This window comes from Pedobacter sp. 10L46_2 (assembly GCF_056395165.1).
The window spans coordinates 1-25,504 of the sequence record NZ_JBFTIZ010000072.1 but is presented as its reverse complement, the minus strand read 5'-3'; the positions used below and the strand labels follow the sequence as shown (position 1 = coordinate 25,504).

Genomic DNA, 25,504 nt, shown 5'->3' with positions numbered 1-25,504 from the left:
ACTCAGGAAGGCATTTACCAACACTATAAAGCACTTAGTGAGTCTAGCTCACTACCAATTTTGTTGTATAACGTACCAGGACGCACAGGAAGCAATATCAGCGCCGAAACGACCTGTCGCCTTGCTACAGATTTAAAGAACATCATTGCCATTAAAGAAGCTTCTGGAAACTTTGATCAGTTTAATCAGATCATGAGAGATAAACCAGCCGACTTTATGTTAATTTCCGGCGATGATCCTGTTGCAATGCCAATGATATCATTAGGTGCCGTGGGTGTAATTTCTGTAATTGGAAACGCATTGCCAAAGCAACTGTCTGACATGATCAGATTATGCCTTGCTGGTGATTTTGCTAAAGCACTTCCGCTGCATCTTAGCTTAATCGAGTTTACCAGATTAATGTTTGTAGAAGGCAATCCGGCAGGCGCAAAAGCTGCCTTAAAACATTTTGGTGTATGTGATGATAACCTTAGACTTCCTTTGGTTAAGGTATCTCCTGCTATACGTGAGGCAATCATTGCCGAATCGAAAAAGATTACAGCTTAGTATTAGGTTGTACCACCATCGTCATCCTGAATTTAATTCAGGATCCTGGATTAGAAAGTCAGACCAGCGAGTGCGGGATCCTGAAATAAATTCAGGATGACGGAAAGTTTTAAAATATTATACAATAAAAAAAGCGTCGCGATAATTCGGGACGCTTTTTTTATTCATCAAAACAAAAATAAAGTGGTTCTAACCTTTATTTTTTGTTTCTTGAATCTCCAAACGAATCGTTTGAGCTAAGTTCTTAAGATCTTGCATACCTTTACGTACACGAGTACCTGCAGCGCTGTTCGCCTTGTTGTAGAATTTGTCGGCATCAGCTTCTAAAGCTGCTACAAGCTCTTTTACTTCATTAAATTTTTTCATCGTTAATTTACTCCTTTTAGGTTTTTAAGGTTTTGATTAATACTCTATTACTAAAGTAAGATGTTTATTTTACAAAAAAAACTTTTGGATTAATAAAAAAGTGCCTAAAACACTGTTTTTTTCCACATTATAGGGGGTTATGCACAATTAATCCGTCAAAAAACAAATTATCCAGTTGAAAATCAGATAATTACAAAACAACACAACATAAAAAAGCCCCTCCAATATACTTAGAGGGGCTTTTTTTATTGAATGAATTTTATGCTATTGAGAATTGATTCTCTTTATAGTATCCGCTTTTCAATTTATCTGAAACCTCGCTAAAGGCATCTAATGTACGCTGTACGTCTTCCATTGTATGAACAGCTGTTGGTATTAACCTCAACTCAATAAGTCCTTTAGGGATTACAGGATACACTACAATAGAACAGAATATTCCGTAATTCTCTCGCAGGTCCATTGTAAGCGCAGTAGCCTCCAATAGCTCACCTTTCAAGAACACCGGGGTAACCATTGTATTTGTTACACCTAAATCGAATCCACGCTCCCTAAGTCCTTTCTGCAAGGTAGTAGCAACATTCCATAGTTTCTCTCTAAGCTCCGGATTGTTCTTTAACAGTTCCAGTCTTTTTAACAAACCAATAACCATTGGCATAGGTAACGCTTTGGCAAAAGTCTGAGAACGCATATTGTAACGGAAGAAATTAGTCATCTCTTCTGTTGATGCAACAAATGCTCCAATACCAGCCATAGATTTAGCAAAAGTACCAAAGTAGACATCAACCCCATCAATACAGTTTTGCTCTTCATGAGTACCCGCACCTGTAGGTCCCATAGTACCAAAACCATGCGCATCATCAATTAATAAACGGAAGTTGAATTCTTTTTTAAGGTCAACAAGTTCCTTTAATTTTCCTTGCGCGCCCGACATACCAAAAACACCTTCAGTAATTACCAATATACCGCCACCGCTTTGTTCAACCAGCTTAGTTGCTCTTTCAAGCTGTTTGCGTGCGCTATCAATGTCGTTATGTTTGTACACAAAACGCTTACCCATGTGTAAACGTAATCCGTCAATAATACATGCATGAGATTCAGCATCATATACAATAACATCATTCCTATCCACAAGACTATCAATGATAGAAACCATTCCCTGATACCCGTAATTTAATAAGAAAGCGTCTGGTTTACCCACAAATGCCGCAAGCTCCTGCTCCAGTTGTTCATGGTATTTAGAGTTTCCCGACATCATGCGGGCACCCATTGGATAAGCCATTCCAAATTCTGCAGCACCTTTTAAATCAGCTTCCCTTACTTCAGGGTGATTGGCCAAACCTAAATAGTTATTTAAACTCCATACCAGATGCTCTTTACCGCGAAAGTTCATGTGAGGGGCAATATCACCCTCTAATTTAGGAAATGAGAAATATCCATGTGACCATTTGTGATGTTGCCCGATCGGGCCCATATGCTTTGCTATCTTTTCAAAAATATCCAATGTTATATGTATTAAGTTTTTTTATATTTTTTGCAAATTTAAGGTTAATATGACTGATACGCAACATCAGCATTTACCAAAGGCAAATACGCTATTATTATGCCAAAAAAGCCTTAACATATTTATTGTTAAGGCTTTCTATTTTTTTTATGTTAATAATTAATCAACGTTGTCATGAAGGAATGAGTTATTAGGTCTGATTTCAGTAGATCCATCTTCATCATTACTTAAAGTAAATCTTGAAACCTGAGACTCAGATGAGTGCTGAACCTGTTGCAACTGCATTTGCTTACGTTTGTAAGCTGGCTCATTCTCTAACTCCTGCAAACCATTGCTGGTTCTTAATTTCATGCTCAGATCTTTTAATCTTAAGATTCTTTCTTTCGATTTTTTAAGCTGATCTTCTATTGACTCATCATTTTTGTCATCATCCAATCCTGCTTCCTGAACATCTTCTCTATGAGCTTCAACATCATTATTAAATACTGATGCCGGGGTTTCAAATACAAAATCAGTTTCTGCAAGCTTAATTTCGAATTCAAAGCCAGATGACTCTTGTTGAGTTTCCTGAGCAGGTTCTTCTTCAATTAAGGTATGTCTTACCACTGTATTTTCAGGCTCATCAGTTTTTCTGGCTTTATTGATATTAAATAAATCACCGAAAAGATCTGATTGCTTTATTTCTTCTTTGGCTTTCATAACCGGCTCCTGAGCAGGAACGTCAGCTTTAGGTTGTATGAAAGAATTGACAGGCTCTACCGGACGCACCATAGGTGCTTCTTCTGGAGTTAATAAAGAGATCTTTTTAACGTTCTTTTTATCTTCTTCACGCTGTTCTTTAGTTTGGAAGCCGGTAGCAATAATGGTTACAGATAATCTTTCACCAAGGTTTTCATCAATACAGTTACCCCAGATCAAATCAGCAGAAAGACCTGCTTTATCCTGGATATAATCAGTGATGATCGTTACCTCGTCCATTGTTACTTCCTGTACTCCGGAACTGATATTTAATAGGATATATCTTGCACCTTCAATCTCATTGTCTTTCAACAATGGAGAAGCCAAAGCACCTTCAACAGCATTTAATGCTCTGTTTTCGCCTTCGCATGCAAAACTACCCATTATAGATACACCGCTATCTTTCATAACAGTACGCACATCTTTAAAATCCACGTTGATGTATCCAGGTACAGTTATAATCTCGGCAATTCCTTTTGCAGCAGTTGTTAAAATATCATCTGCCTGAGCAAATGCTGAACCCAAAGTAAGGTTACCAAATATTTCGCGCAATCTGTCGTTAGAAATAACCAGGTAAGAATCTACATATTTTTTTAGTTCATCTAAACCATCGTTAGCCTGCATTTTACGTCTTTTACCTTCAAAGGAGAAAGGCGTAGTAATAATAGCTACCGTTAAAATATCTAATTCTTTTGCAGCTTTAGCTATGATCGGGCTGGCGCCTGTTCCGGTACCTCCACCCATTCCTGCCGTAATGAACAACATTTTTGTAGTGTTGCCCAGCATCTGCTTAATATCATCTATATTCTCTATGGCTGAATTTTTACCAACTTCAGGAATAGAGCCTGCACCCATACCTTCAGTTAAACTTGCACCAAGTTGAACCTTATTAGGAATAGGACTAAACTCCAAAGCCTGCGCATCAGTATTACAAATGATAAAGTCAACACCTGTAATTCCAGAACGGTACATATGGTTTACCGCATTACCTCCACCGCCACCAACACCAATTACCTTGATGATTGACGACTTATCTTTTAACATTTCAAACTGCATATCTTTATGAATCAGTTATTTAAAAATTCGTTTTTCCTGTTCATCTCTCTATGTAATATTAACACTTTTTTAACAGGCGTTTTCCACAACTGTTAAGAATGTGGAAAAATCGTGTTTTGTTGAAAAATATTACGGCTTTATATAATCTTCATCGCTTACATTCATGTCATCCTTGATGAAATCCTTTGTTTTAGCTAGAAGTTTATCAAATAATCCACCACCTGAACGTTTTACTTTCTCTTTATCTTTTGGTCGCTCTACAAATACTCCCGGTTGCTTCATTTCCTCAAGCAGCTCCTCAGCTTTTTGTATACCTTTAATTAATAAACCAACACTGGTAGCATACATCGGGCTTTTCAAATCATCATAGATGGTTTTAGGCATGTCTTCATATTTAGACAAATGCTCATTCGGATATCCAACACGGCAATCTAATCCGGTTACATATTCAACCAACTGCGACAAGTGTTTCAACAACGCACCACCACCAGTAATCACCACTCCTCCGATTAGTTTTTTCTCATATCCCGAAGATTTGATTTCGTAATAAACATGCTCAATAATTTCCTCCATACGGGCCTGGATTACATAAGCAAGATTTTTCACTGAAATCTCTTTAGGTTCTCTTCCTCTTAATCCCGGAACACAAATAATCTCGTTCTCTTTATTCTCTTCTGCAAGCGCAGAACCAAAACGGGTTTTCAACAATTCCGCCTGGTTTCTCATCACAGAACATCCTTCTCTGATATCTTCAGTTACACTGTTACCTCCAAAAGGAATAACAGCAGTATGACGGATAATTCCTTCATGGAAAATAGCGATATCGGTAGTACCACCACCTATATCTACCAAAGCCACGCCCGCCTCTTTTTCTTCATCGCTCAACACCGATTCAGAAGAAGCTAATGGCTCCAGTATCAATTCCTGAGTTTGTAACCCGGCATTGGTTACGCATCTCATTATATTTTTTACCGCAGTTACCTGACCGGAAATGATATGGAAGTTTGCTTCCAAACGCACTCCTGCCATTCCAATAGGATCTTTAATACCCGGCTCATTGTCGATAGTAAACTCTTGTGGCAATACATGGATGATTTCTTCTCCTGGGGGCATAACCAGTTTGAACATATCATCAATTAGCTTGTCAATATCCTTCTTTCCTATCTCATTATTTAATTCTCTTCTGGTCAAAATACCTCTGTGTTGTAAACTTTTGATATGCTGGCCAGCAATACCTACATTAACAACGCGGATTTCGACGTTCGATTGCCCGCTTGCAAGTTCTACCGCCTGAGCTATCCCCTGAACTGTTTTCTGGATATTGGATACCACACCACGTGTTACCCCTGCGGATTCTGCTTTTCCTATACCTAATACTTCTATTTTTCCGTGTTGTGTTCTGCGACCAACGATCACACAGATCTTAGTAGTACCAATATCCAACCCTACTACGATTGGAGACTGAGTGGTTAATTTTTCTTTGCCCATAACTATATTGATTTGTTGAGTTTATTATTTCTGTTTTTCCTGGTATCTGTTTTAATTATCATCCTTTAGTTCTTCCGGCATCTCTTCGCGAACCATCGTATCTATCGGTTTCTTTTTCAGAGAATCTAACCTGGCTACCTCTGATAAAGAATCAATCTTGTTCTTTTCGCAAACAACTTGATTGGTATATTTTATATTGATGGTTTTATAGGTGTCCCATCCCACCTTCGGCATTGCCTTATCGTAAAAAGCGCGCAAATTCCTCATCTTAACTTCCAGTGAATCTGCAGTCCCCAAAATGATCCGCTGATTGCCTACTCGCGGCACCAATTGAATATCATTTTTATCATCTACAATCAATTGCTCGATCTGCTCATTCCATAATGTATCCTGTTCTATATAAAATGCGGTTTTATACAGATCCTTAGCCAGCTTGGTAATCAACGTATCTACCTTACCACTAAAATGCTCCATTATTTTTCCGTTTGCCACCAATACGCTGGCTGTAAAATTTGGAGAAATAGGCATTTTCAATCCATTCCTATCGATATAAAAATCCTGATCACTAGCATTTATGACCCTTAATATCGGCTGGCGCTGTTTCACGTTAATATGAATTACCCCATTCATATCTGCGTAAACTGTTGCAAAAGCGATGTAAGGATTCGCCTTTAATTTTTGTTCTATTTCTTCCAGATTAATCTGCTCCAGTTTCTTACCAATCAATATACCCTGACTCTGTTTTAAAATTGCATCTACTTCTTCCCTTTCAATAAAGTTATCCGCTCCCGGAATTAAGATTTTAATATTGGTACAAGTCACAGTATCTTTCTTAATGCTCACAAAACTCATGAGCACTATAATTCCGGCCAGACTAACTATCCAGGCAAAACCTTTAAATACCGATTTCCAATTTATCCTCTTAAGCATTTGTCAACAGGGTTTTTAGTGGTTGTATCAATGTATCTATATCACCGGCACCTACAGTTAAAAGTAACTCAGGCTGCTTGTTCTTTATGCGTTCTACAACTAAATCTTTTCCACATATCTCTTTGTCTTTCAACGAGATCTTATCTAACAAATACTGCGAATTAATCCCTTCCAGCGGCAATTCCCTGGCCGGATATATTTCCAACAGTATCAAATCATCGGCAGTGCTTAAAACTTGTGCAAAATCATCTGCAAAGTCGCGGGTACGGGTAAACAAATGTGGCTGAAAGATCACTGTCAGTTTCTTATCAGGATACAATTGTCTTACCGCGTTAAAGCAGGCCCTTAGTTCTTCAGGATGATGGGCATAGTCATCTATATAAATATGCTCCGGAGAATTTACGATATACTCAAATCTTCTCTTTACACCCTTAAAATTACCTACAGCAGTTTTTATCTTTTCGGGATCAATACCCAGTTTCAAAGCAACAGCAATTGCTGCCACCGTATTTTCTACGTTATGTTTTCCCGGAAGCATCAGGCTTATTCCTTTAATCGAATGATCGGCATCCTCATAATCGAATACAAAACTTGCATGCTCCACCCTGATGTTTTTAGCCTTAACCTGCGAATCCAGATCAGCACTATAACTTATCGAACCGGCAATAGGCAAGCCTTTTTTAGCAAACAGGGTACCTTCAGGTTTTAGCTGACCGGCAAACAATTGAAACGACTCCTGCAATTGCGAAGCATCACCATAAATATCCAGGTGATCAGCATCCATAGAAGTGATTACCGAAATATCCGGATGCAGTGTCAAAAATGAACGATCATATTCGTCAGCCTCTACCACAACCACATTGTTACTGCCAATCAAAAAGTTACTGCTATAGTTCGTAGCTATACCGCCTAAAAATGCGGTACAGCCATAACCTGTGTCAGTTAAAATATGCGCAACTACTGATGAAGTAGTGGTTTTACCATGTGTACCGGCAACAGCAATACAAAACTGGCCTTTACTAATGATGCCCAAAACCTCCGAGCGCTTTTTAAGTTTAAAGCCATGCCCTTTATAATAATTCAATATTTCAGAATTCTTAGGAATTGCAGGCGTATAAACTATCAGTGTTTCTTTATCATCAGCAGTAAAGCAATTAGGCAAGGTATCCTCATTGTCGACGTAAGATATCAAAACACCCTCCTGCTCAAGAGCAGTTGTAAGGTTGGTCTTTGTTTTATCATAACCGCAAACAATACATTTTCTCTTCACAAAATAACGGGCAAGGGCACTCATTCCAATTCCACCGATACCAACAAAATAAACTCTTTTTATATTGTCCAGTTCCATTATTCCTGCCCCCCCTTTCCAGCTAAAATTAAAACCTGTTGTGCAATCAGATTATCGGCATCAGGCAAAGCCATCTCAGCAATGTTCTCAGAAAATATCTTACACCGTTCCTTATCTTTTAGCAGCGACAATGCTTCAGGCACCAGCGTATCTTCGGCAGAGTGATCTGTTATTAACATTGCTGCATTGTTTTTCACTAAAGCCAGGGCGTTTTTGGTCTGATGATCTTCGGCCACATTTGGCGAAGGAACCAGGATAACCGGTTTTTTAATCAAACACAATTCTGCAATGGTACCGGCACCAGCTCTTGATATAATAAGATCAGCAGCGGCATAAGCCATGTCCATCTTATTCAGAAATTCCAGAATTCGTACATTCGGATGAAAATTCAAACCTAAACGTTCCACAATTCCTTTGTAGTAAAACTTACCGGTTTGCCATACCACCTGTACATCTTCCTTCAATAGCTCAGGCAAGTGTTTTTCAATGCTTTTATTTAAAGTACCGGCCCCCAGGCTACCACCTGTAACCAATATTGTTTTCTTAAGCGGATCAAGCTTTAGCAATTCTGCTCCTGCATGATGCTTGTTTAAAATATCAACAACATCTTTTCTTACCGGATTTCCGGTTTTCAATATATTGGCAGCAGGGAAAAACTGATCCATACCATCAAAAGCCACGCAAACTTTAGCCGCCTTTTTCCCCAGCCATTTATTAGTTATACCTGCATAAGAGTTCTGCTCCTGTATCAGGTAAGGAATATTTTTTAAAGATGCAGCATACAATATCGGTCCTGATGCATAGCCTCCAACCCCAACTACAACATCTGGTTTAAATTCAGAGATCAGCTGCATGGCTTTTTTAACACTTCCTAAAAGCTTAAATGGCAGGCCAAGGTTTTTAATAATAGATCCCCTTTGGATACCGCTGATATTTAAACCCACAATTTTATATCCGGCAGCAGGAACCTTTTCCATTTCCATTCTGCCTGTAGCACCAACAAATAATATTTCGCACGCTGGCTCCATACGCTTCAGCGCATTGGCAATAGATATGGCCGGAAAAATATGTCCGCCAGTACCGCCACCCGAAATAATTACCCTTGTTGGTTTCATCATCTTATTTTATGCCATTGCAGGTATTTCACCCACAATCACTTTTTTACTATTATTTTCTTCAACATCCTTGCTCACACTCAATATTATCCCAAATGCAATACTGGTAAATAACAGAGAGGTTCCACCCATACTCACCAGCGGTAAAGGCACACCGGTAACCGGGCCCAAACCAACAGCAACAGCCATATTTGCAAAGGCCTGTATGGTTAAACTAAAACTTAAGCCTGCCGCCAGCAATGCCCCAAATGCCTTGGGTGCCCTGGTTACAATCTTTATGCATCGATAAAGCAGCACCAGATAAAGCGACATTACAATTATCCCCCCTATAGTTCCGTACTCTTCAATGATCATTGCAAACACAAAATCAGAATACGGATGAGGCAAAAAGTTCTTTTCTATACTATTCCCCGGACCTTTACCAAAAACCCCGCCAGAGGCCAAAGCAATTTTGGAATGGTCGGACTGAAATGTTTTATCAGAGTTCTGACGCTCCGGGTGCATATAAGTCTCAATACGAGATTTGTACACTTCCCTACGTGGACCTAAAAAGGCTACAAAAAGCAACAGTACAAAACCACCCGCACATACCATCATGATCTGCTTAATACTGATACGGCCAATAATCAACAACAAAATACTTACACCAAAAAGCATTAAAGCGGTCGACATATTTGCCCATGCAATCAGCACAAACACCACACAAACAGAACCCATAATCGGGATAAATGCTTCTTTAACGTCTTTAATATTCTCTTGCTTTCTGGTCAGCATCCTGGCCAGAAATGTAATTAAAGCCAGCTTGGCCAAATCCGAAGTTTGAAACGTTAAACCGATCAGCGGTATCTTAACCCATCTCGAAGCATCATTTACATTGGCTCCAAAGATCAGCGTATACACCAGCAATGGAATCGTAATTACCATCAGTACTTTAGAAATTCCGGCATAGTACCTGTAATCCAAAAGGTGGGCTATATAAATCATAGCAATACCTATCAGCACAAATATCACGTGTTTGGTCAGCAATAATTTTTCCACTCCTACACCACGCTTAAATGCCAGAGTACTGGTAGAACTGTATACTACCAAAATGGAAATAAGCGACAACAAAATGATGATCAGCCAAATCCAGCGATCTCCTTTTGTCTTGTCCAGAAGTTTATTTATTGCAACCATAGTCTACAATTCTTTAACGGCACTCTTAAATTGATTGCCTCTGTCTTCGTAATTTTTAAATAAATCAAAGCTTGCGCACGCTGGCGAAAGCAAAACCGTATCTCCTTTTTTAGCCAGGTGATAGGCTACCTGCACCGCTTCATGAGCAGAAAAAGTATTCACTATAATCTCTACATCATCTTCAAAAGCCTCATGAATACGCTTATTGTCTTTACCCAAACACACAATGGCTTTCACCTTCTGGTGCACCATATCCTTAAGCATATTGTAATCATTACCCTTATCAACACCGCCCATAATCAGAATCACGTCAGTTCCTACACTCTCCAAAGCGTACCAGGTCGAATTCACGTTAGTGGCTTTAGAATCATTGATGTAATCCACCCCCGAAATCTTTGCCACATGTTCCAACCTGTGTTCAATATTCTTAAAATCTCCCATACTTTCGCGGATGGAAGTATTTCGAATGTCTAATACTTTGGCTACTATGCCCGAAGCCATAGAGTTGTAAATATTATGCTTGCCCTGAAGGGCTAACTCTGAAATAGACATGGTTAGTTCGTCGTTTAGGTGTATATTTATGTGTATGTTATTGCTTTCCAGGTATGCCCCGCTCTCAATCTTTTTACGAATGGAGAAGGGATACATTTTTGAACTTACGTTCGTTGTTTTTAAAACCTTTAAAGTTTCAGGGTCATCAGCGCAGTAAATGAAAACATCATCAGCTGTCTGATTTTGGGTAATGCGCATTTTCGATGCTGCATAATTACCCAGTTTATAATCGTACCTGTCTAAATGGTCAGGTGTAATGTTCAATAATACCGCTATATCGGCTTTAAACTCATGCATGTCATCCAGCATAAAGCTCGAAAGCTCCAAGACATACCAGTCATAATCGGCAGTTGCCACCAAGGCCGCAAAGCTATGCCCAACATTTCCGCCAAGTCCTACATTAAAACCTGCTTTTCTCAGCGTGTGGTAGGTAAGCATGGTAGTGGTTGTTTTACCGTTCGAACCGGTAATACAAATGGTTTTTGCATTGGTATACCGTTTGGCAAACTCAATTTCCGAAACCACAGGAATCCCCTTTTTCTTAATCTCCTTAATGATCGGAGCGGTATCAGGTATTCCCGGACTTTTTATCACTTCCGCTGCATTCAATATCTTTTCAGCAGTATGCTGTTTCTCTTCAAAAGGGACACGTAATTCCTCTAAAATCTCTTTATACTGGGTGGCAATAGCACCAAAGTCCGACACAAAAACATCAAAACCCTGTTTCTGCGCCAGCATTGCCGCTCCAACCCCACTCTCTCCTGCACCAAGAATTACAATTTTATCGTTTTCCATTACCGCAGTTTTAAAGTGACTAAAGTGATGATGGCCAATAAGATTCCAATAATCCAAAACCGGGTTACGATTTTAGCTTCATGGTATCCTTTCTTTTGATAGTGATGGTGCAAGGGCGACATCAGGAAAACCCTTCTGCCCTCGCCAAACCGTTTTCTGGTATATTTAAAATAGCTTACCTGAATAATTACAGATAAATTCTCTATCAGAAAAACCCCACATAAAACCGGGATCAATAATTCTTTTCTAATCATGATAGCAAAAACGGCAATGATACCCCCAATGGCCAAACTTCCTGTATCACCCATAAATACCTGGGCAGGATAAGAATTGTACCATAAAAAGCCCACACAAGCACCCACAAAAGCGCCCGCAAAAATCATCAGCTCACCCGAATTGGGGATATACATGATGTTCAGGTAATCGGCAATGACGGTGTTACCCGACACGTAGGCCAACAGACCAAGTGTTAAGCCAATAATAGCCGATGTACCCGTGGCCAGCCCATCAATACCGTCGGTAATATTGGCACCATTGGATACCGCAATTACAATTACAATTACAAATAACAGAAAAACTACAAAAGCATATTTCTCATAGCCAGGGCCTAAAAACTTAAGCACCTTAGCATAATCCATTTCGTTATTTTTATAGAACGGAACATTGGTAAGGGTCGACTTAACATCCTGAGTATAATAAAAACTCTCTCCCTTTTGTCTCAAAACCATAGGTGCAGTAGTCTTGGCACCTATACCGGTTGTCGCTTTTGTATTTGTGGTCTCATCAACAGTTTGCCTTACCACAATATTCGGGTTAAAATACATTGTCCAGCCAACAATAAGTGCCAGCCCAAATTGTCCAACTACCTTAAAACGACCTGCTAATCCTTCTTTATTTTTTCTAAAAACTTTAATGTAATCATCAACAAAACCTATAACCCCCATCCATATAGTGGTTACAATCATCAGGATCACATAAATATTAGTAAGGTTGGCAAACAACAATGTAGGCACCAATATGCCCAGCAAGATGATAATACCCCCCATAGTAGGTGTACCTTGTTTTTGCATTTGCCCTTCCAGGCCAAGGTTCCTAACCGTTTCACCCACCTGCATTTTGTGCAGGTAATTAATCAATCTTCTACCGTAAACAGTAGTAATGATCAGTGAGATAATTACAGCCAACGAGGTACGGAAGGTGATGTATTGAAACAACCTCAATCCTGGAAATTCATAATTCTGATTCAGATACTCGAATAAATAATACAACATTAGCCCATCAAGTTAAATTGTTCCATCAATACCTCTTTATCATCAAAATGATGTCTAACACCATTTATTTCCTGATACTTCTCATGCCCTTTGCCTGCCAATAAAATAATATCACCAGGTTTGGCCAAATGACAGGCAGTTTTAATTGCCTCTTTCCTGTCCACTATGCTTAATGTTTTTCTTTTATTTGTTGGCGAAACACCTTTTTCCATATCCTCCACTATCGTTTGCGGGTTTTCCGTTCTCGGATTATCCGAAGTTAAAATCACCTTATCACTCCAATCACAGGCTACCTGTGCCATAATAGGTCGTTTAGTTTTGTCCCTATCGCCACCACAGCCAATTATCGTAATTACCTGTTCGGTGCCTTTTCTTATATCCTGTATGGTGCTCAATACATTTTGTACTGCATCAGGAGTATGTGCGTAATCTATTATCCCAATTATGTTCTGGGTAGAAGTGATGTATTCAAACCTGCCTTCAGCGCCTGTTAACCTGCTCAATACAGTCAGTACAGAAAGCTGATCCTGCTCCAACAACATTGCCGTGCCATATACCGCAAGCAAATTATATGCGTTAAAAGAACCCACCAGTTTAAAGAACACATCAGCCCCGTCAATATCAAGATGCAAACCGCTAAAGCTGTTCTCAATCACCTTTGCTTTAAAATCAGCAAGCTGTTTGAGCRCATAGGTTTTTTTCGATGCCTTAGTGTTCTGAAGCATCACCATTCCGTTTTTGTCATCAAGATTAGTCAATGCAAAAGCCGATTTTGGCAACACATCAAAAAATGCTTTTTTAGCTTTAATGTAATTATCAAAGGTTAAGTGAAAATCTAAATGGTCGTGGGTAATGTTAGAAAACACTCCTCCCGAAAAGCTTAAGCCCTCAATTCTATGTTGCACCACCGCATGCGAGCTTACTTCCATAAAGCAATAGCTGCAATCGGCCGCTACCATATCCTGTAATAAGCTATTTAAAGCCAGCGGATTTGGTGTAGTATGCGTAGCAGGAATCACCTCGTCGTTAATATGGTTCTCCACTGTCGAGATCAAACCAACCTTATAACCAAGTTCTCTGAATAATTTAAATAACAATGTAGCAATGGTAGTTTTACCATTAGTACCGGTAATACCAATTAACTGCAGTTTAGAAGAAGGGTTGCCGTAAAAATTAGAAGCCATAATGCCCAGCGCAGCAGCACTGTTTTCGACCTCTACATAGGTTACCAGCTCATTTTTAACCTCAGGTATCGTTTCACAAACTATAACACTTGCACCAGCTTCAATGGTAGCCTGAATAAAAGCATGCCCGTCAGACAAAGTACCTTTAACAGCAAAAAACACAACATCCTTAACAACCTGACGCGAATCAAACACCAAAGCGCTAACCTCCCTGTTGGTTGATCCAACCAGGTTTGTTATTGCTACTCCATATAAAACTTCCTGCAACTGCATCCTATTGTAATTCAAGTTGAACTAATAATCCTCTTCCTATTCTATTTCCGGCAGGAATAGACTGCGCTATAACCTTACCACCACCTTTTACCCTGGTTTTTAAACCTGCATTACCCAACAGGTATAAAGCATCTTTTAAACCCATCCCCTTTACATCAGGCATCACCCCTTTTACGGCAGCATGCTCTTCGTAAGGAACGCCGTTATTGGTATCAATACCACTTACAGACCTATCTGCATAAAGCGCTTTAATACCCAGGGCTTTGTAAATCTTTTTAACCGCTTTACTCTCGCCCACCTTCGCTTCGGGAGCCTTGGTATTACCTACCAGGTGATTTGGAATATCGTTGTACATTTCCATATCGCTGGCATAAATGCGATCAGCAATCTCTTTAAATACCGGCCCGGCAACTGCCGCACCATAGTATCCATTTTTAGGGCCGTTAATGGCCACCATAATGGAGTATTTAGGTTTATCAGCAGGGAAATAACCGCAAAAAGAAGCCTGATAGCTTTTCTTAGCTTTATAACCTTTATTACCATCAGCTACCTGAGCGGTACCTGTTTTACCGGCTACCCTGTACAATGGCGATCCCATTTGCTTACCGGTACCTTTAGTAACTACCGATTCGAGCATTGCCTGTAATTTTTTAACCGTTTTCTCAGAGCAAACCCGTTCCGAGATCACCCTTGCTCTGAACTGCTCAATCGGATTTCCCAGTCTGCGGATTTCCTTAACAAAAATTGATATACTTACCATCATTAGCAATGGCATTATAAAAAGTTAGCATTTGCAAAGGCGTAATCTGCATTTCATAGCCATAAGCCATTTGAGGCAGGGTCATGTTTTTATTCCAGCTTTTAAACGAAGGATTTTTTATCACGGGTTTAGTTTCTCCCGGTATCTGCAATCCAAGTCTTTCATTCATATGAATATCATACAGGTGATCTGTAAATTGCGATGGATTATCCTGATAAGCCGCATTCACCAATTTAGCCACAGCTGTATTTGCCGATTGCTCAAAGGCCTTCATTACCGTAACCGTTCCAATACCACCATGCGAATCCTTAATGGTATGTCCCGGAATCCTGTAATACCCATCTCCTGTCGCTACCATGGTATTGGTATCTACTTTATTATCTTCCAGTAGCGCCATGTACGAAGCCAGTTTAAAGGTCGATCCAGGATCCTGACTGCCACCAATGGCATAGTTAAACTTCTCTTCGTAAACCCCTTCTTTAACCCTTGTGTAATTGGCAACCGCCCTTACCTCGCCAGTAGTAACCTCCATTAATATCACCGTTCCGTGATCAGCATCGCTTATTTTCAACTGTTTTTCCAACGCGCTTTGCGCCAGATCCTGCATGTTAATGTCAATGGTCGAAATAATATCGGCACCCTCTTTAGGTGCTACCTCAGCTTCATCATTAACAGGCATCCAAACCCCACCTGATATTCTCTGAACCAGTCTTTTTCCGCTTTCACCATTAATATACTCACCATAAGCACCTTCTAAACCAACCCCATTGCTTACATTTTCATTTTTATAACCAATAGTTCTTGCGGCCAGGTATTTAAACGGCTTAATTCTTTTATTTTGCTGAACAGCAATTAAACCACCAGTATACTTCCCTACATTATATAAAGGAAATGTTCTTATGGTTTTCAATTCCTGGTATCCAACTTTACGCTTAATCAATAAATAACGAGCACTATCACGTCTGGCAGAGCGTAAATACCTCGAGTACTCTTTAGGCGTTTTATCTTTAAAGAATTGCGATAACCTTAAAGCCAGCGAATCCACCTTACCATCAAACACCTCACTATCAGCAATACCACCGGCATACATATCCATACGGAGCTCATACTCAGGAATAGAAGTTGCAAGCAAACTTCCATCGTTTGAGTAGAYATTTCCACGCGCGGCTTCTACATTGATATACTTTGTAGAGAGACTATCGGCCATGGCACGCCATTTATGTCCCTCCACAAACTGTACATCGCATAGTCTGATCAGTACTGCCACGGCAAACAGTACAATCAGTCCGAAAGACAGATAAACACGTAATAATATGTTAGCTCTAATATTCATTACTGCTTATTACAATTTTTTTAGGCGGCTCTGTTAATTCCTTAATTCCAAGCGTATCCACCTTTTTAGCAACCTCTGTTAGTTTACTTTTGAACATCAAATCAGCTTTAAGCGATTTGTATTCCCAGCTCATTTCTTTTACCTCTTTACTTAACTGATCAATATTTCTGATGTTTTTGATGGCCATATGGCTATTCGCGATATACAGCATTCCTAAAACCGACAGAAATATCAAAAACGGCAACATCTCTGTTGCAGCTTCCTTACTCACTACACCCTCAGTAAATAACTTTTTAAAGAACTGATTTTCAGATACAGGCTCTTTCTTCTTAATCCTGATATCCAATTCCTCTTCTTCTTCAGGCTCTTCGTCTATATGTTCCCTAAACCTGTTATTCATAACTTCTCTCCAATCCTTAATTTCGCACTCCTGGACCTGCTATTGCGTTCCAGCTCAGCTTCATCAGCCATCACAGCTTTCCTTGTTATTACTTTAAAAGGCTTTTGTTCGTTACCAAAAAAGTCTTTATCAACCTCGCCTTTAAACTTTCCTTTGGCCAGGTAATTTTTTACCGGCCTGTCTTCCAAAGAATGGTAAGACATCACCACCAGACGTCCACCACTCTTTAGCACATCAGCAGTCTGTGCCAGAAAATTCTCCAGCACTTCTATCTCGGCATTCACCTCGATGCGCAGGGCCTGAAAAACCTGCGCCATATATTTATTTTCTTTTCCCTTTGGAATGTGTGCCGCAACTGCCTTTTTAAAATCAGCCAGTGTTTCTATGGGGCGTTCTATTCGACCGGTCACTACAGCCTTAGCCAGCGACTTTGCATTTTTCACCTCACCATAAATACCAAATATCCTGTGCAGCTTTTCTTCAGTATAAGTATTCAACACCTCCGCAGCAGTCAGTTTACCCTGTTTGTCCATCCGCATATCTAATGTAGATTCAAACCTGGTCGAGAAGCCTCTATCCGGTTCATTAAACTGATGAGAAGAAACACCAAGATCAGCCAGAATGCCATCAACAGCTTTAAAGCCTAATAAGCGAAGGTTATTTTTAAGGAATGCGAAATTCTGATCAACAAAATGAAAGCGCGGATCATCAATCTTATTTCTTTGTGCATCCGGATCCTGATCAAAAGCGATCAACACGCCATCTTTACCGAGATGTTTAAGGATTTCTCTCGAATGTCCGCCACCGCCAAATGTCACATCAACATACACGCCATCTGGTTTAATATTTAAACCATCGATGCACTCTTTCAACAAAACCGGAACATGGTAATTATTCTCCATTTTCCCTCCTGTTCTTATCCCCCATTACTTCGGCAGCAAGCAGCGCAAAGTCGGCAGGATCTTTATCAAATAATGCTTCGTATGATTTTTTAGACCAAACCTCAATCTTATCAAACTGACAAGCCAGTACCAGTTCAGTATTAATTTCAATACCTACCGATTCCATTAAAGAGTTAGGCAAATTAACCCTGCCGGTTGCGTCCAGCGTCAATTCTGTAGCACCGCGGGTAAATAATCTTATAAATTCTCTGTTTTTTTGTTCGTACGGATTCAGCTTACTCAAGTCCTCCACTATCTTTTCCCATACTTTTTTAGGATAGATTACCAGATGTTTTTCAAAACCCCGGTTAACCACAAGTCCCTCTTGCTCAACATTAGGCAATTGTTTTTTCAGGCTCGAAGGGACCATCAAGCGGCCTTTCGCGTCTAATTTACAATCAAATTCTCCTAATAACTGAACCATTATAATATGTGCACTTTTTATGTAGTGTAAAAATAGGTACTTCTACCACTTTTTACCACATTCTACCACAAAAAGTTTTCCACATATTATTTCTCTACCACTTTCCCCCATATTTAGCATAAAAAGGCCATAAATCATGGTGGGAGGAAGTGGTAAACAAAACAGGCGTTTCGCAAAAACGAAACGCCTGTCCTTAAAATTAGTCAGGTATACTAGTCATTTATAGCCTTAACACCTGGTAATTCTTTACCTTCCATATATTCAAGCAATGCTCCACCACCGGTCGATACATAACTTACTTCATCTTCTAAATTAAACTTCGCAATTGCAGCAGCCGAATCACCACCGCCAATTAAAGAGAAAGCGCCGTTTTCTTTGGTAGCTGCAACAACTGCATCAGCAATTGCGCGTGTACCTACCTCAAAATTAGCCATTTCAAAAACACCCATCGGGCCATTCCACAATAATGTTTTAGAGTCTTTAATGATGTTCGAGAACAATTCAGCCGTTTTCGGGCCAATATCTAATCCCATCCAGTCAGCAGGAATTTGTCCAGAATCAACTGTACCTTTTTCGGCATCATTGTCAAACTTATCAGCAATAACAGTATCTACAGGTAAAACAAGGTTTACACCTCTGGCCTTAGCTTTATCTAACAACTCAAGGCAAAGCGCCATTCTATCTGCTTCCAACAATGAGGTACCAATTTCACCACCTTGTGCTTTAGCAAAAGTATAAGCCATACCACCACCTATAATCAGGTTGTCTACTTTTTCAAGCAAACTTTCAATTAATAAGATCTTGTCTGAAACCTTAGCACCACCCATAATAGCGGTAAAAGGTCTAACAGCACCATGATTTACTTTTTCAGCATTTTTCAATTCTTCAGCCATTAAATAACCGAAATATTTTGCGTTAGGAAAAAACTCAGCAACAATAGCAGTTGATGCATGTGCACGGTGCGCAGTACCAAAAGCGTCGTTTACATATACATTTCCAAGTTTCGATAACTTTTCAGCAAAGGCTTTATCACCTTTTTCTTCTTCTTTATAAAAACGCAGGTTCTCTAATAAAAGAACTTGTCCCGGAACTAGGTTTTTAGCCTTTTCTACGGCTTCAGCACCAATACAATCATTAGCAAACTTCACCTCAAGATCCAGCATTCTCGAAAGGTCACCTAAAATGTGTTTCAAAGAATTTTTATCATCCGGACCATCTTTTGGTCTGCCAAGGTGAGACATTAGAATAACACTACCGCCATCATTTAAAATTTTATTGATTGTAGGTAGCGCTGCACGCATTCTTTTATCATCAGTAATATTAAAATCTTTATCCAAAGGGACGTTAAAGTCAACTCTGACTAAAGCTTTCTTATCTGCAAAGTTGCATTGATCTATTGTTCTCATTTTTTAAAATTATTGTTTTGTAATGGTTGGTTCTAAATTTAAGCTGTCAAATATGCCGAACTGGCGACGCGCCAAATATAAGAAGCATTACCCATTATTCTTTATAATTTTTTGCACCACATCTACCAAACGCGCAGAGTAGCCTGATTCATTATCATACCAGCCCACCACCTTTACCAGGTCGCCCACTATAGAAGTAAGCTGACTATCAAAGATGCATGAATGCGGATTGTCTAAAATATCAACGGAAACAATCGGGTCTTCTGTATATTCCAGTATTTCGCTCATCTCATTTTCCGAAGCCTTTCTAAAAGCAGCATTAATCTCTTCTATGGTAGTTTCCTTTTTAAGGATACAGGTAAAATCGGTTAAAGAACCATTTAATACCGGTACCCTGATGCCGGCACCACCCAGCTTACCATCCAGATGGGGAAATATATGAGTAATCGCTTTTGCTGCCCCTGTACTGGTAGGTATTATAGATGCCGATGCAGCTCTTGCCCTGCGTAAATCTTTATGTGGTGCATCGTGCAAGTTCTGGTCGCCTGTCATAGAATGAACAGTGGTGATGTAACCATCCAGAATACCCCAGTTGTCGTCCAGTATCTTAACCATTGGCGCCACGTTGTTTGTGGTACACGAAGCGTTCGAAAGCACTTCCGATTTCAAGTCTACCTCCGCATCATTTACACCAAGCACTACCATTTGCACACCCTTGTCACCACATGGAGCCGATATCAGTACCTGTTTAGCTCCTGCTTTCAAATGAAGATCAGCACCTGCCTTGCTGGCAAACTTTCCTGTCGACTCCAATACAAGGTCAATACCCAGATCAACCCATGGCAGTTTTTCAGGATTAGGCTCAGCATAAACAAGAATCTTCTTTCCATTAATGATCAAGCTGTCATTTTCAAATTTTACAGTACCCTTAAAACCTCTGTGTACGGTATCATATTTAAAAAGGTGGGCTAAAGTAGCCGGATCTCCCAGATCATTGATGGCAACAACGTTGATGTTTTTTTCGATAGCAGTACGCAGAAAGATGCGTCCGATCCTACCAAAACCATTAATTGCGATATTCATTTTACTCGTTTTGTTCTGGGGGCAAAAGTACCTATATTCTTATTAGCAGTGGTATAATTTCCGAAGGGATTATTAAAAATTACTTCTACGTTGTACCAGCACGCTACTTTACGCATTATTGCTCCCATTTCTTCGGTATTAAAAACTGAACTCGCCATTTTTCCAGAGTATAGTACTATGGGCGTCTACTTTTTTGACGTTAATGGCGTTACCAATTAGTGTCGCTTGGCTTCCAGGCTTGAGAATTACGTCCTCTCGAATTTTTCCGTCCTCTCGAACTGCAGGGAGAGAGGACAGGCTGCTTTAAAAATGTTTTTATTGCCTCTGTTACATTATCGTTTCAGATAATGAAGCGATACGCATCCCGAGTCAAGCACTCTCGAGTCCGCTAGTTTTAAACGCTGCTGCAGATCAAAACCGGTATCATCGAACAATCTCCTTCCTTCACCAACAATAGTAGGATGAACCAGGAAATAAAACTCATCAACCAAACCAAGTGCTATCAATTCCGAAGGCAAACTTACACCCCCAATTGAAATATTTTTGCCTGACTCCTGTTTCAGTTTTAGAACTTCGTCTCCCAGATTTGAACGAATAAGCTTCGTATTTCCTTCAACCTTATCTAATGTTCGGGAAAAAACAACCTTATCAATGGCATCAAATGTTTGTGCAAATTCATTCACTACTTTCGTTTCCGACTGTTTCTTTGCCACATCAGGCCAATAAGGAACCATCAGCTCATAGGTCTTGCGCCCATAAATAATGAGGTCAACGTCCCGCATGAGGTCCGTAAAATACTCATGGGTTTCTCCTCCGCCACCGAATTTGGTATGATCGCAACAACCATCCGCGCTCAGATTAATACCATAGATTACCTTTCTCATAAATTAAAGATAACAAGAATCCACCACTCTCTTCAAGGGCAAGCCGGACAAAATAAAGGGGCATTTACGCCAAAAGTACCACCCTTACCCTTTCTCACATTTCACGCATACTTTCAATATCTATTATTACATTTATATCTACTAACTTCAAAATTATGGCATCACGTATATCAGGCATTGGCGGTATTTTCTTCCGCTCTAAAAACCAGGAAGCACTTGCAGATTGGTATGAAAAACACTTTGGCATCAACTCCATGAAAACCGGGTACATCTGGGATCAGGAAGCAGGCCCTACCGTGTTTTCTCCTTTTGCCCAAAACACAGATTATTTCGGCAACGATCAGCAACAGTTCATGCTCAACTTCCGCGTAAACAATCTGGATGAGTTGCTTGCGTTACTTAGAGAAGAAGGTGTCAAAATCGATGAGAAAACCCAGAACGAAAGCTATGGCAAATTCGCCTGGGTTTATGATCCTGAAGGCAACAAAATCGAATTGTGGGAGCCATTAAATCCAGAAGACTAACTTCTGCTTACCGCTAAAGTCCCTCCTGCTTTTACCCAAACCGCTGCTTTAACAACTACCTCTCCTTTGTCGTTCAAAAACTTAGGCTGCCATAGTATTTTCTTTTTTCCAGCATTTGTCAACACAGATTTTTTATTCCCTTCATGCCTTACCGTGATCAGGGTTTTTAATACCGGAACATCCTTCAGTTCCGAAGTCACATCGCTTTTTCCGCGGTATAGCGTAGTTAATTGACTGGAACACGCATCAGCCTCTAACCCCATTAATCCTTCTACAAAACCTTTAATCACACCATAAGATACCTCTGGATACTCCCTTCTTTTCGTTTCAGGATTGGTCAAATGCAGCATGTAATTGTAAGCTTTATCCGCTTGCCCATTCTGATACATGATCAATGGAAAGTATGACAGGTTTTCTACATTCCAATCTCTCGACAATAAGTGCTGTATCGTCTTTTCTTTTCTGTCGCCTTCTTTCAATGCATCAAACCACAGCAAAAAGGTTGCTCCCTCTTCCATCCCAAACTTATGATCGGTCGAGTAATAAGTATTATAAAGTGAAGCAGATTCGTTCCACCACAGATCATCAATACTTTTCTGATAAGCTGCAGCTTTTTCCCTGTACAATTTGGCCTCCTCCCTTTTACCTTTCACATCAAGTATAGAAGCATAAGACATCAGTCCTCGGTATATCGCCCCTACCAGATCCACTCCCATTTTAATGTTAGGCACACCTTCAGAATAAGAAGGTAAACCACGACAACGATGAAAAGAATCTTCATTGTTAAAAGGTACCGGTGCATTTGGATGGGTCGGTCTGCTCAACAATGAATCAGCCTGCAACACCCACCTATCTATAAATGAGGTAACAGATTTTTTATGAAAATTTTCAAAAGCTGCTCCTTTAATGTATTCTTCATCACCCGTCCACAAATACAATTTCCAGTTGGTTGTCAATACATCAAAGTTGGCATTCAGGTTATACCAGAACTCTTTATCATTGCGGTAATCCTCTACTGCTGGTTTTCCCAAATGATTAATTTCCCAGTAAGAACACCAGTCTTTAGCATCAGATATATTGTTCACAAATAGCCTGAGCATATTTTTGTTCTCCTTATTTAACCCCAGAATCTCTCCGCCAATGCTCTGGTGGGATACATCACGCATGCAAAATGCTGCCCTGGGTGGCAATGCCGATTCGTACCATGGGCCAACCGGATCGCCCGGTTTTCCTTTGTAGCTTAAAGCCATTTCTTTAGCCCTGGCAAATGCAGTTTGCAAGGCAGCATCTGATGATTTAAAAGTTACTCCGCCATTCTGGGCATATGCACCGCAGCAAAGGCAAAGCAATAAGTATAGAAAAAGGTTTCTTTTCATGTGTTTAATATAAGTTTATTTCTACTGCCTTTCGTCCGTCCCAGTTAATTTCCTGGTTTTTACTACCGGCCTGTTCTATAATAATTTTTAGTTTCTGACCAGCTCTTACAACCGTAATATTAAAGTCTTTGTTAAAAGCCTTTATGTGATTTAGCGACATCTCTTTCCAACCTGTAGGAAGATAAGGCTGCAGCAAAAACGACCTAAAGCTTTTTGGCTGCATCCCAAACAACCCTTCTGTTATCGCCCTGCAATACAAACCACTCTCTGCTGCTAAATGGCGTTGGTCTCCCTCTGGCCAGGCCTCTACGGCATAAGGCACATGCTCACCAAGCAAACGCTCGGAGGTATAGTATTTCAGGTATTTAAGTGTAGTATCGGTAATACCTGCATTAAACAATCCGCGAACGGCATATAAAAGCGAGYGGTCCCAAAAAGTCTTCGATCCTGACTCAGTCAGCATCCCATCTTTTGTCCACAAATGGTTTGATAAAAGCGCCTTTGCAGTTTCGGCTTTCCTATCATATATCCCCATTACCAGTGGCATACCTATCCATGATCTTAACTTATCATTTCCATCGAAATAGCGATAGGTGTTATATCCCTGTACTTTTGCGCCAAAATACTTTTCAATTGCAGTTCTCAATTCTGCAGCTTCCTTAGCTAATTTTTCTGATACCGTTTTATCGCCCAACGTAGCGGCAAGATCCGAAGCGCTGGTCAACGCCCCGTAAGCAAGAGTATTGGTTGACAAGTTTATTTTTCCTGCCGGAAACCTGCCCTCCAACTCATCAGAGTCTGACGCAATTACCCCGTCAGCACTTTTCTTCCTTCTCGAAAATTCAAGGCACCATTCTATTAGCGGCCACAATTTCCGGGCTTCAGCAGTATCCGCATAAGCTAGCGCAAATCTTGATGCACCATAGGCAATCATAGCCATATCTCCGCGGTCGCCCGCCCCATTCCACATTCCTGCTCCCTCTGCTATAATGGAACTCGGAATTGGTTTGTATGCATCGTTCATGTATTTCGCAAACATCCGAAAGCTGTTCATACCACTTTCGTTTCCCGCAGCATTACCTAAAAAAGGAAAAAGCGGGTTCATGTATTCGGCCTGGTCATTTGCCCAGATTCCTGCGTAATAAGATCCTCCACCCGGACTGTGCATCAGCCCCCCCTTAGTATCAAAGATACTTTCCGAAGCCCTGATCTTTGCAAACGAGAACATCTGGTTCAGAGTATCATCAGGAGTTTTCAAAACCAGTTCCTTTGTTATCTCAGCTATGAAGTTTTTACGTTTTACCAATTCGTATTCAGAAGAGAATTCATAGGCCTGGTCGGTGGTTTTTCTGGCTGAATATACAATGGCGTACGCCTGCTCTTCGCCCGGGTTTAAGGTAAACTTACCTGATCCGTAGATTTTAGTATTTAACAGATAAGTTCCATAAACTCCTTCATTTTTCTTTGTACTATCTGTTCTATCTAATTCTGGAATCGTAATCTCAACAGGTTTTGTTCCCTTGTTCTTAAAGGTAAGTTGCTCAATAAATGCAGGCTTATCAACCGATGGGAAAAGTCCGTGCGATATATTTACCGTTCCAATTGCCGATTTGACTTTTATAGAGCCATTAAATGAAATGACATCAGGCTGTTCTTCTATGGCTTTCCCATTTATGGATGCTGGCGGTATAACCTGATCAAAATCCCTGATCAGGCTTCCTCGTGTATCATTAGGAATAATGCGGAGCATAGGAAACACCAATTTCCTTTTTAATATGAAATTACCTTTATCATTTACACCATAAGTAATTATTGCCGAGATCTGTTTCCCGCTCATTTCAATCTGATCGGTATGGGCAGCACCTTTTTTCACGGCCCATTCTATACCGCCGTTTTTCACCAAATGCCATCGGAGGTTCTGGCCGTTTACATCAGTAACGCTATACAGCAGAAACAGGAAAAATAATAAACTTTTTATAGGGAAATATTTCATATTAAAATTGGTTTTTTTGGCATTAAAAATGGTGTTTGCAC

Annotated in this window: 22 protein-coding genes and 1 pseudogene; 2 read left to right on the top strand and 21 right to left on the bottom strand. The window is 40.1% G+C overall.

What is annotated here, in order from left to right; all coding sequences use genetic code 11:
• On the top strand, positions 1-546 hold a 546-nt coding region (locus tag AC1DDX_RS10355), incomplete at its 5' end, for a dihydrodipicolinate synthase family protein (RefSeq protein WP_477622018.1).
• A 189-nt stretch (positions 547-735) separates the two neighbouring features.
• Here the strand turns inward: AC1DDX_RS10355 and AC1DDX_RS10350 are convergent.
• From AC1DDX_RS10350 to AC1DDX_RS10260, 19 genes and pseudogenes are all read right to left on the bottom strand, one after another.
• Positions 736-912, bottom strand: a complete 177-nt coding sequence (locus AC1DDX_RS10350; RefSeq protein ID WP_048904203.1) for a hypothetical protein — start codon at positions 910-912, stop codon at positions 736-738.
• Between the two features lie 259 nt (positions 913-1,171).
• Complete coding sequence (locus AC1DDX_RS10345; protein WP_172660795.1) at positions 1,172-2,413, bottom strand: aminotransferase class I/II-fold pyridoxal phosphate-dependent enzyme; 1,242 nt, start codon at positions 2,411-2,413, stop codon at positions 1,172-1,174.
• 159 nt (positions 2,414-2,572) lie between these two features.
• A complete protein-coding gene (ftsZ, locus tag AC1DDX_RS10340; protein ID WP_172660796.1) occupies positions 2,573-4,207 on the bottom strand; it encodes a cell division protein FtsZ in 1,635 nt (544 codons plus the stop codon).
• A gap of 129 nt (positions 4,208-4,336) precedes the next feature.
• Positions 4,337-5,695 (bottom strand): cell division protein FtsA, encoded by a 1,359-nt coding sequence (gene ftsA / locus AC1DDX_RS10335; RefSeq protein ID WP_048904200.1) that lies wholly within the window; start codon positions 5,693-5,695, stop codon positions 4,337-4,339.
• 51 nt (positions 5,696-5,746) lie between these two features.
• The gene (locus tag AC1DDX_RS10330; protein ID WP_288883976.1) at positions 5,747-6,625 is read right to left on the bottom strand and encodes a cell division protein FtsQ/DivIB; all 879 of its coding nucleotides are present in this window, start codon (positions 6,623-6,625) and stop codon (positions 5,747-5,749) included.
• On the bottom strand, positions 6,618-7,973 hold the full coding sequence (gene murC, locus AC1DDX_RS10325; RefSeq protein WP_172660798.1) for a UDP-N-acetylmuramate--L-alanine ligase: 1,356 nt from the start codon (positions 7,971-7,973) through the stop codon (positions 6,618-6,620). Before murC ends, AC1DDX_RS10330 begins: the two co-directional genes overlap by 8 nt.
• Positions 7,973-9,088 (bottom strand): undecaprenyldiphospho-muramoylpentapeptide beta-N-acetylglucosaminyltransferase, encoded by a 1,116-nt coding sequence (gene murG, locus AC1DDX_RS10320; protein WP_172661078.1) that lies wholly within the window; start codon positions 9,086-9,088, stop codon positions 7,973-7,975. Before murG ends, murC begins: the two co-directional genes overlap by 1 nt.
• Positions 9,089-9,097: 9 nt before the next feature.
• Positions 9,098-10,264 (bottom strand): FtsW/RodA/SpoVE family cell cycle protein, encoded by a 1,167-nt coding sequence (locus tag AC1DDX_RS10315; protein WP_052334066.1) that lies wholly within the window; start codon positions 10,262-10,264, stop codon positions 9,098-9,100.
• A gap of 3 nt (positions 10,265-10,267) precedes the next feature.
• The gene (gene murD / locus AC1DDX_RS10310; protein ID WP_337715720.1) at positions 10,268-11,611 is read right to left on the bottom strand and encodes a UDP-N-acetylmuramoyl-L-alanine--D-glutamate ligase; all 1,344 of its coding nucleotides are present in this window, start codon (positions 11,609-11,611) and stop codon (positions 10,268-10,270) included.
• Positions 11,611-12,882, bottom strand: a complete 1,272-nt coding sequence (gene mraY / locus AC1DDX_RS10305) for a phospho-N-acetylmuramoyl-pentapeptide-transferase (protein WP_172660800.1) — start codon at positions 12,880-12,882, stop codon at positions 11,611-11,613. The genes murD and mraY overlap by 1 nt, the downstream gene beginning before the upstream one ends.
• On the bottom strand, positions 12,882-14,339 hold the full coding sequence (locus AC1DDX_RS10300) for a UDP-N-acetylmuramoyl-L-alanyl-D-glutamate--2,6-diaminopimelate ligase (RefSeq protein ID WP_477622017.1): 1,458 nt from the start codon (positions 14,337-14,339) through the stop codon (positions 12,882-12,884). Before AC1DDX_RS10300 ends, mraY begins: the two co-directional genes overlap by 1 nt.
• A 1-nt stretch (position 14,340) precedes the next feature.
• Positions 14,341-16,432 (bottom strand): annotated as a pseudogene (locus tag AC1DDX_RS10295) (penicillin-binding protein).
• A complete protein-coding gene (locus AC1DDX_RS10290; RefSeq protein ID WP_048904192.1) occupies positions 16,422-16,832 on the bottom strand; it encodes an FtsL-like putative cell division protein in 411 nt (136 codons plus the stop codon). Before AC1DDX_RS10290 ends, AC1DDX_RS10295 begins: the two are co-directional and overlap by 11 nt.
• Positions 16,829-17,734, bottom strand: coding sequence for a 16S rRNA (cytosine(1402)-N(4))-methyltransferase RsmH (gene rsmH, locus AC1DDX_RS10285; RefSeq protein WP_172660802.1), 906 nt, complete (start codon positions 17,732-17,734; stop codon positions 16,829-16,831). Before rsmH ends, AC1DDX_RS10290 begins: the two co-directional genes overlap by 4 nt.
• Positions 17,724-18,197: a division/cell wall cluster transcriptional repressor MraZ gene (mraZ, locus tag AC1DDX_RS10280; RefSeq protein ID WP_172660803.1), complete on the bottom strand. Its 474-nt coding sequence runs from the start codon at positions 18,195-18,197 to the stop codon at positions 17,724-17,726. Before mraZ ends, rsmH begins: the two co-directional genes overlap by 11 nt.
• Positions 18,198-18,409: 212 nt before the next feature.
• The gene (locus tag AC1DDX_RS10275; RefSeq protein WP_288879914.1) at positions 18,410-19,603 is read right to left on the bottom strand and encodes a phosphoglycerate kinase; all 1,194 of its coding nucleotides are present in this window, start codon (positions 19,601-19,603) and stop codon (positions 18,410-18,412) included.
• Between the two features lie 87 nt (positions 19,604-19,690).
• Positions 19,691-20,686 carry a type I glyceraldehyde-3-phosphate dehydrogenase gene (gap, locus tag AC1DDX_RS10270; RefSeq protein WP_288879912.1) on the bottom strand — a complete coding sequence of 332 codons (996 nt, stop codon included), beginning with the start codon at positions 20,684-20,686 and terminating at the stop codon, positions 19,691-19,693.
• On the bottom strand, positions 20,683-20,844 hold the full coding sequence (locus tag AC1DDX_RS10265; RefSeq protein ID WP_288879910.1) for a FecR domain-containing protein: 162 nt from the start codon (positions 20,842-20,844) through the stop codon (positions 20,683-20,685). Before AC1DDX_RS10265 ends, gap begins: the two co-directional genes overlap by 4 nt.
• Before the next feature lie 174 nt (positions 20,845-21,018).
• Positions 21,019-21,570 (bottom strand): dihydrofolate reductase family protein, encoded by a 552-nt coding sequence (locus AC1DDX_RS10260; RefSeq protein ID WP_172660807.1) that lies wholly within the window; start codon positions 21,568-21,570, stop codon positions 21,019-21,021.
• A gap of 155 nt (positions 21,571-21,725) precedes the next feature.
• On the opposite strand from AC1DDX_RS10260, the gene AC1DDX_RS10255 reads away from it, so the two are divergent.
• Complete coding sequence (locus tag AC1DDX_RS10255; RefSeq protein ID WP_172660808.1) at positions 21,726-22,094, top strand: VOC family protein; 369 nt, start codon at positions 21,726-21,728, stop codon at positions 22,092-22,094.
• Here the strand turns inward: AC1DDX_RS10255 and AC1DDX_RS10250 are convergent.
• On the bottom strand, positions 22,091-23,470 hold the full coding sequence (locus AC1DDX_RS10250; protein ID WP_288879906.1) for a trehalase family glycosidase: 1,380 nt from the start codon (positions 23,468-23,470) through the stop codon (positions 22,091-22,093). The two genes, AC1DDX_RS10255 and AC1DDX_RS10250, sit on opposite strands and share 4 nt — an antisense overlap.
• A gap of 4 nt (positions 23,471-23,474) precedes the next feature.
• Positions 23,475-25,504, bottom strand: a 2,030-nt coding sequence (locus AC1DDX_RS10245) for a glucosidase family protein (RefSeq protein ID WP_477622016.1), incomplete at its 5' end; no start/stop codon positions are given.

What these genes read in the sequence shown, in the direction of transcription:
- AC1DDX_RS10350 (WP_048904203.1), bottom strand. Translation starts at nt 912, where the DNA reads ATGAAAAAATTTAATGAAGTAAAAGAGCTTGTAGCAGCTTTAGAAGCT.
- ftsZ (WP_172660796.1), bottom strand. Translation starts at nt 4,207, where the DNA reads ATGCAGTTTGAAATGTTAAAAGATAAGTCGTCAATCATCAAGGTAATT.
- ftsA (WP_048904200.1), bottom strand. Translation starts at nt 5,695, where the DNA reads ATGGGCAAAGAAAAATTAACCACTCAGTCTCCAATCGTAGTAGGGTTG.
- AC1DDX_RS10330 (WP_288883976.1), bottom strand. Translation starts at nt 6,625, where the DNA reads ATGCTTAAGAGGATAAATTGGAAATCGGTATTTAAAGGTTTTGCCTGG.
- murC (WP_172660798.1), bottom strand. Translation starts at nt 7,973, where the DNA reads ATGGAACTGGACAATATAAAAAGAGTTTATTTTGTTGGTATCGGTGGA.
- murG (WP_172661078.1), bottom strand. Translation starts at nt 9,088, where the DNA reads ATGAAACCAACAAGGGTAATTATTTCGGGTGGCGGTACTGGCGGACAT.
- AC1DDX_RS10315 (WP_052334066.1), bottom strand. Translation starts at nt 10,264, where the DNA reads ATGGTTGCAATAAATAAACTTCTGGACAAGACAAAAGGAGATCGCTGG.
- murD (WP_337715720.1), bottom strand. Translation starts at nt 11,611, where the DNA reads ATGGAAAACGATAAAATTGTAATTCTTGGTGCAGGAGAGAGTGGGGTT.
- mraY (WP_172660800.1), bottom strand. Translation starts at nt 12,882, where the DNA reads ATGTTGTATTATTTATTCGAGTATCTGAATCAGAATTATGAATTTCCA.
- AC1DDX_RS10290 (WP_048904192.1), bottom strand. Translation starts at nt 16,832, where the DNA reads ATGAATAACAGGTTTAGGGAACATATAGACGAAGAGCCTGAAGAAGAA.
- rsmH (WP_172660802.1), bottom strand. Translation starts at nt 17,734, where the DNA reads ATGGAGAATAATTACCATGTTCCGGTTTTGTTGAAAGAGTGCATCGAT.
- mraZ (WP_172660803.1), bottom strand. Translation starts at nt 18,197, where the DNA reads ATGGTTCAGTTATTAGGAGAATTTGATTGTAAATTAGACGCGAAAGGC.
- AC1DDX_RS10275 (WP_288879914.1), bottom strand. Translation starts at nt 19,603, where the DNA reads ATGAGAACAATAGATCAATGCAACTTTGCAGATAAGAAAGCTTTAGTC.
- gap (WP_288879912.1), bottom strand. Translation starts at nt 20,686, where the DNA reads ATGAATATCGCAATTAATGGTTTTGGTAGGATCGGACGCATCTTTCTG.
- AC1DDX_RS10265 (WP_288879910.1), bottom strand. Translation starts at nt 20,844, where the DNA reads ATGGCGAGTTCAGTTTTTAATACCGAAGAAATGGGAGCAATAATGCGT.
- AC1DDX_RS10260 (WP_172660807.1), bottom strand. Translation starts at nt 21,570, where the DNA reads ATGAGAAAGGTAATCTATGGTATTAATCTGAGCGCGGATGGTTGTTGC.
- AC1DDX_RS10255 (WP_172660808.1), top strand. Translation starts at nt 21,726, where the DNA reads ATGGCATCACGTATATCAGGCATTGGCGGTATTTTCTTCCGCTCTAAA.
- AC1DDX_RS10250 (WP_288879906.1), bottom strand. Translation starts at nt 23,470, where the DNA reads ATGAAAAGAAACCTTTTTCTATACTTATTGCTTTGCCTTTGCTGCGGT.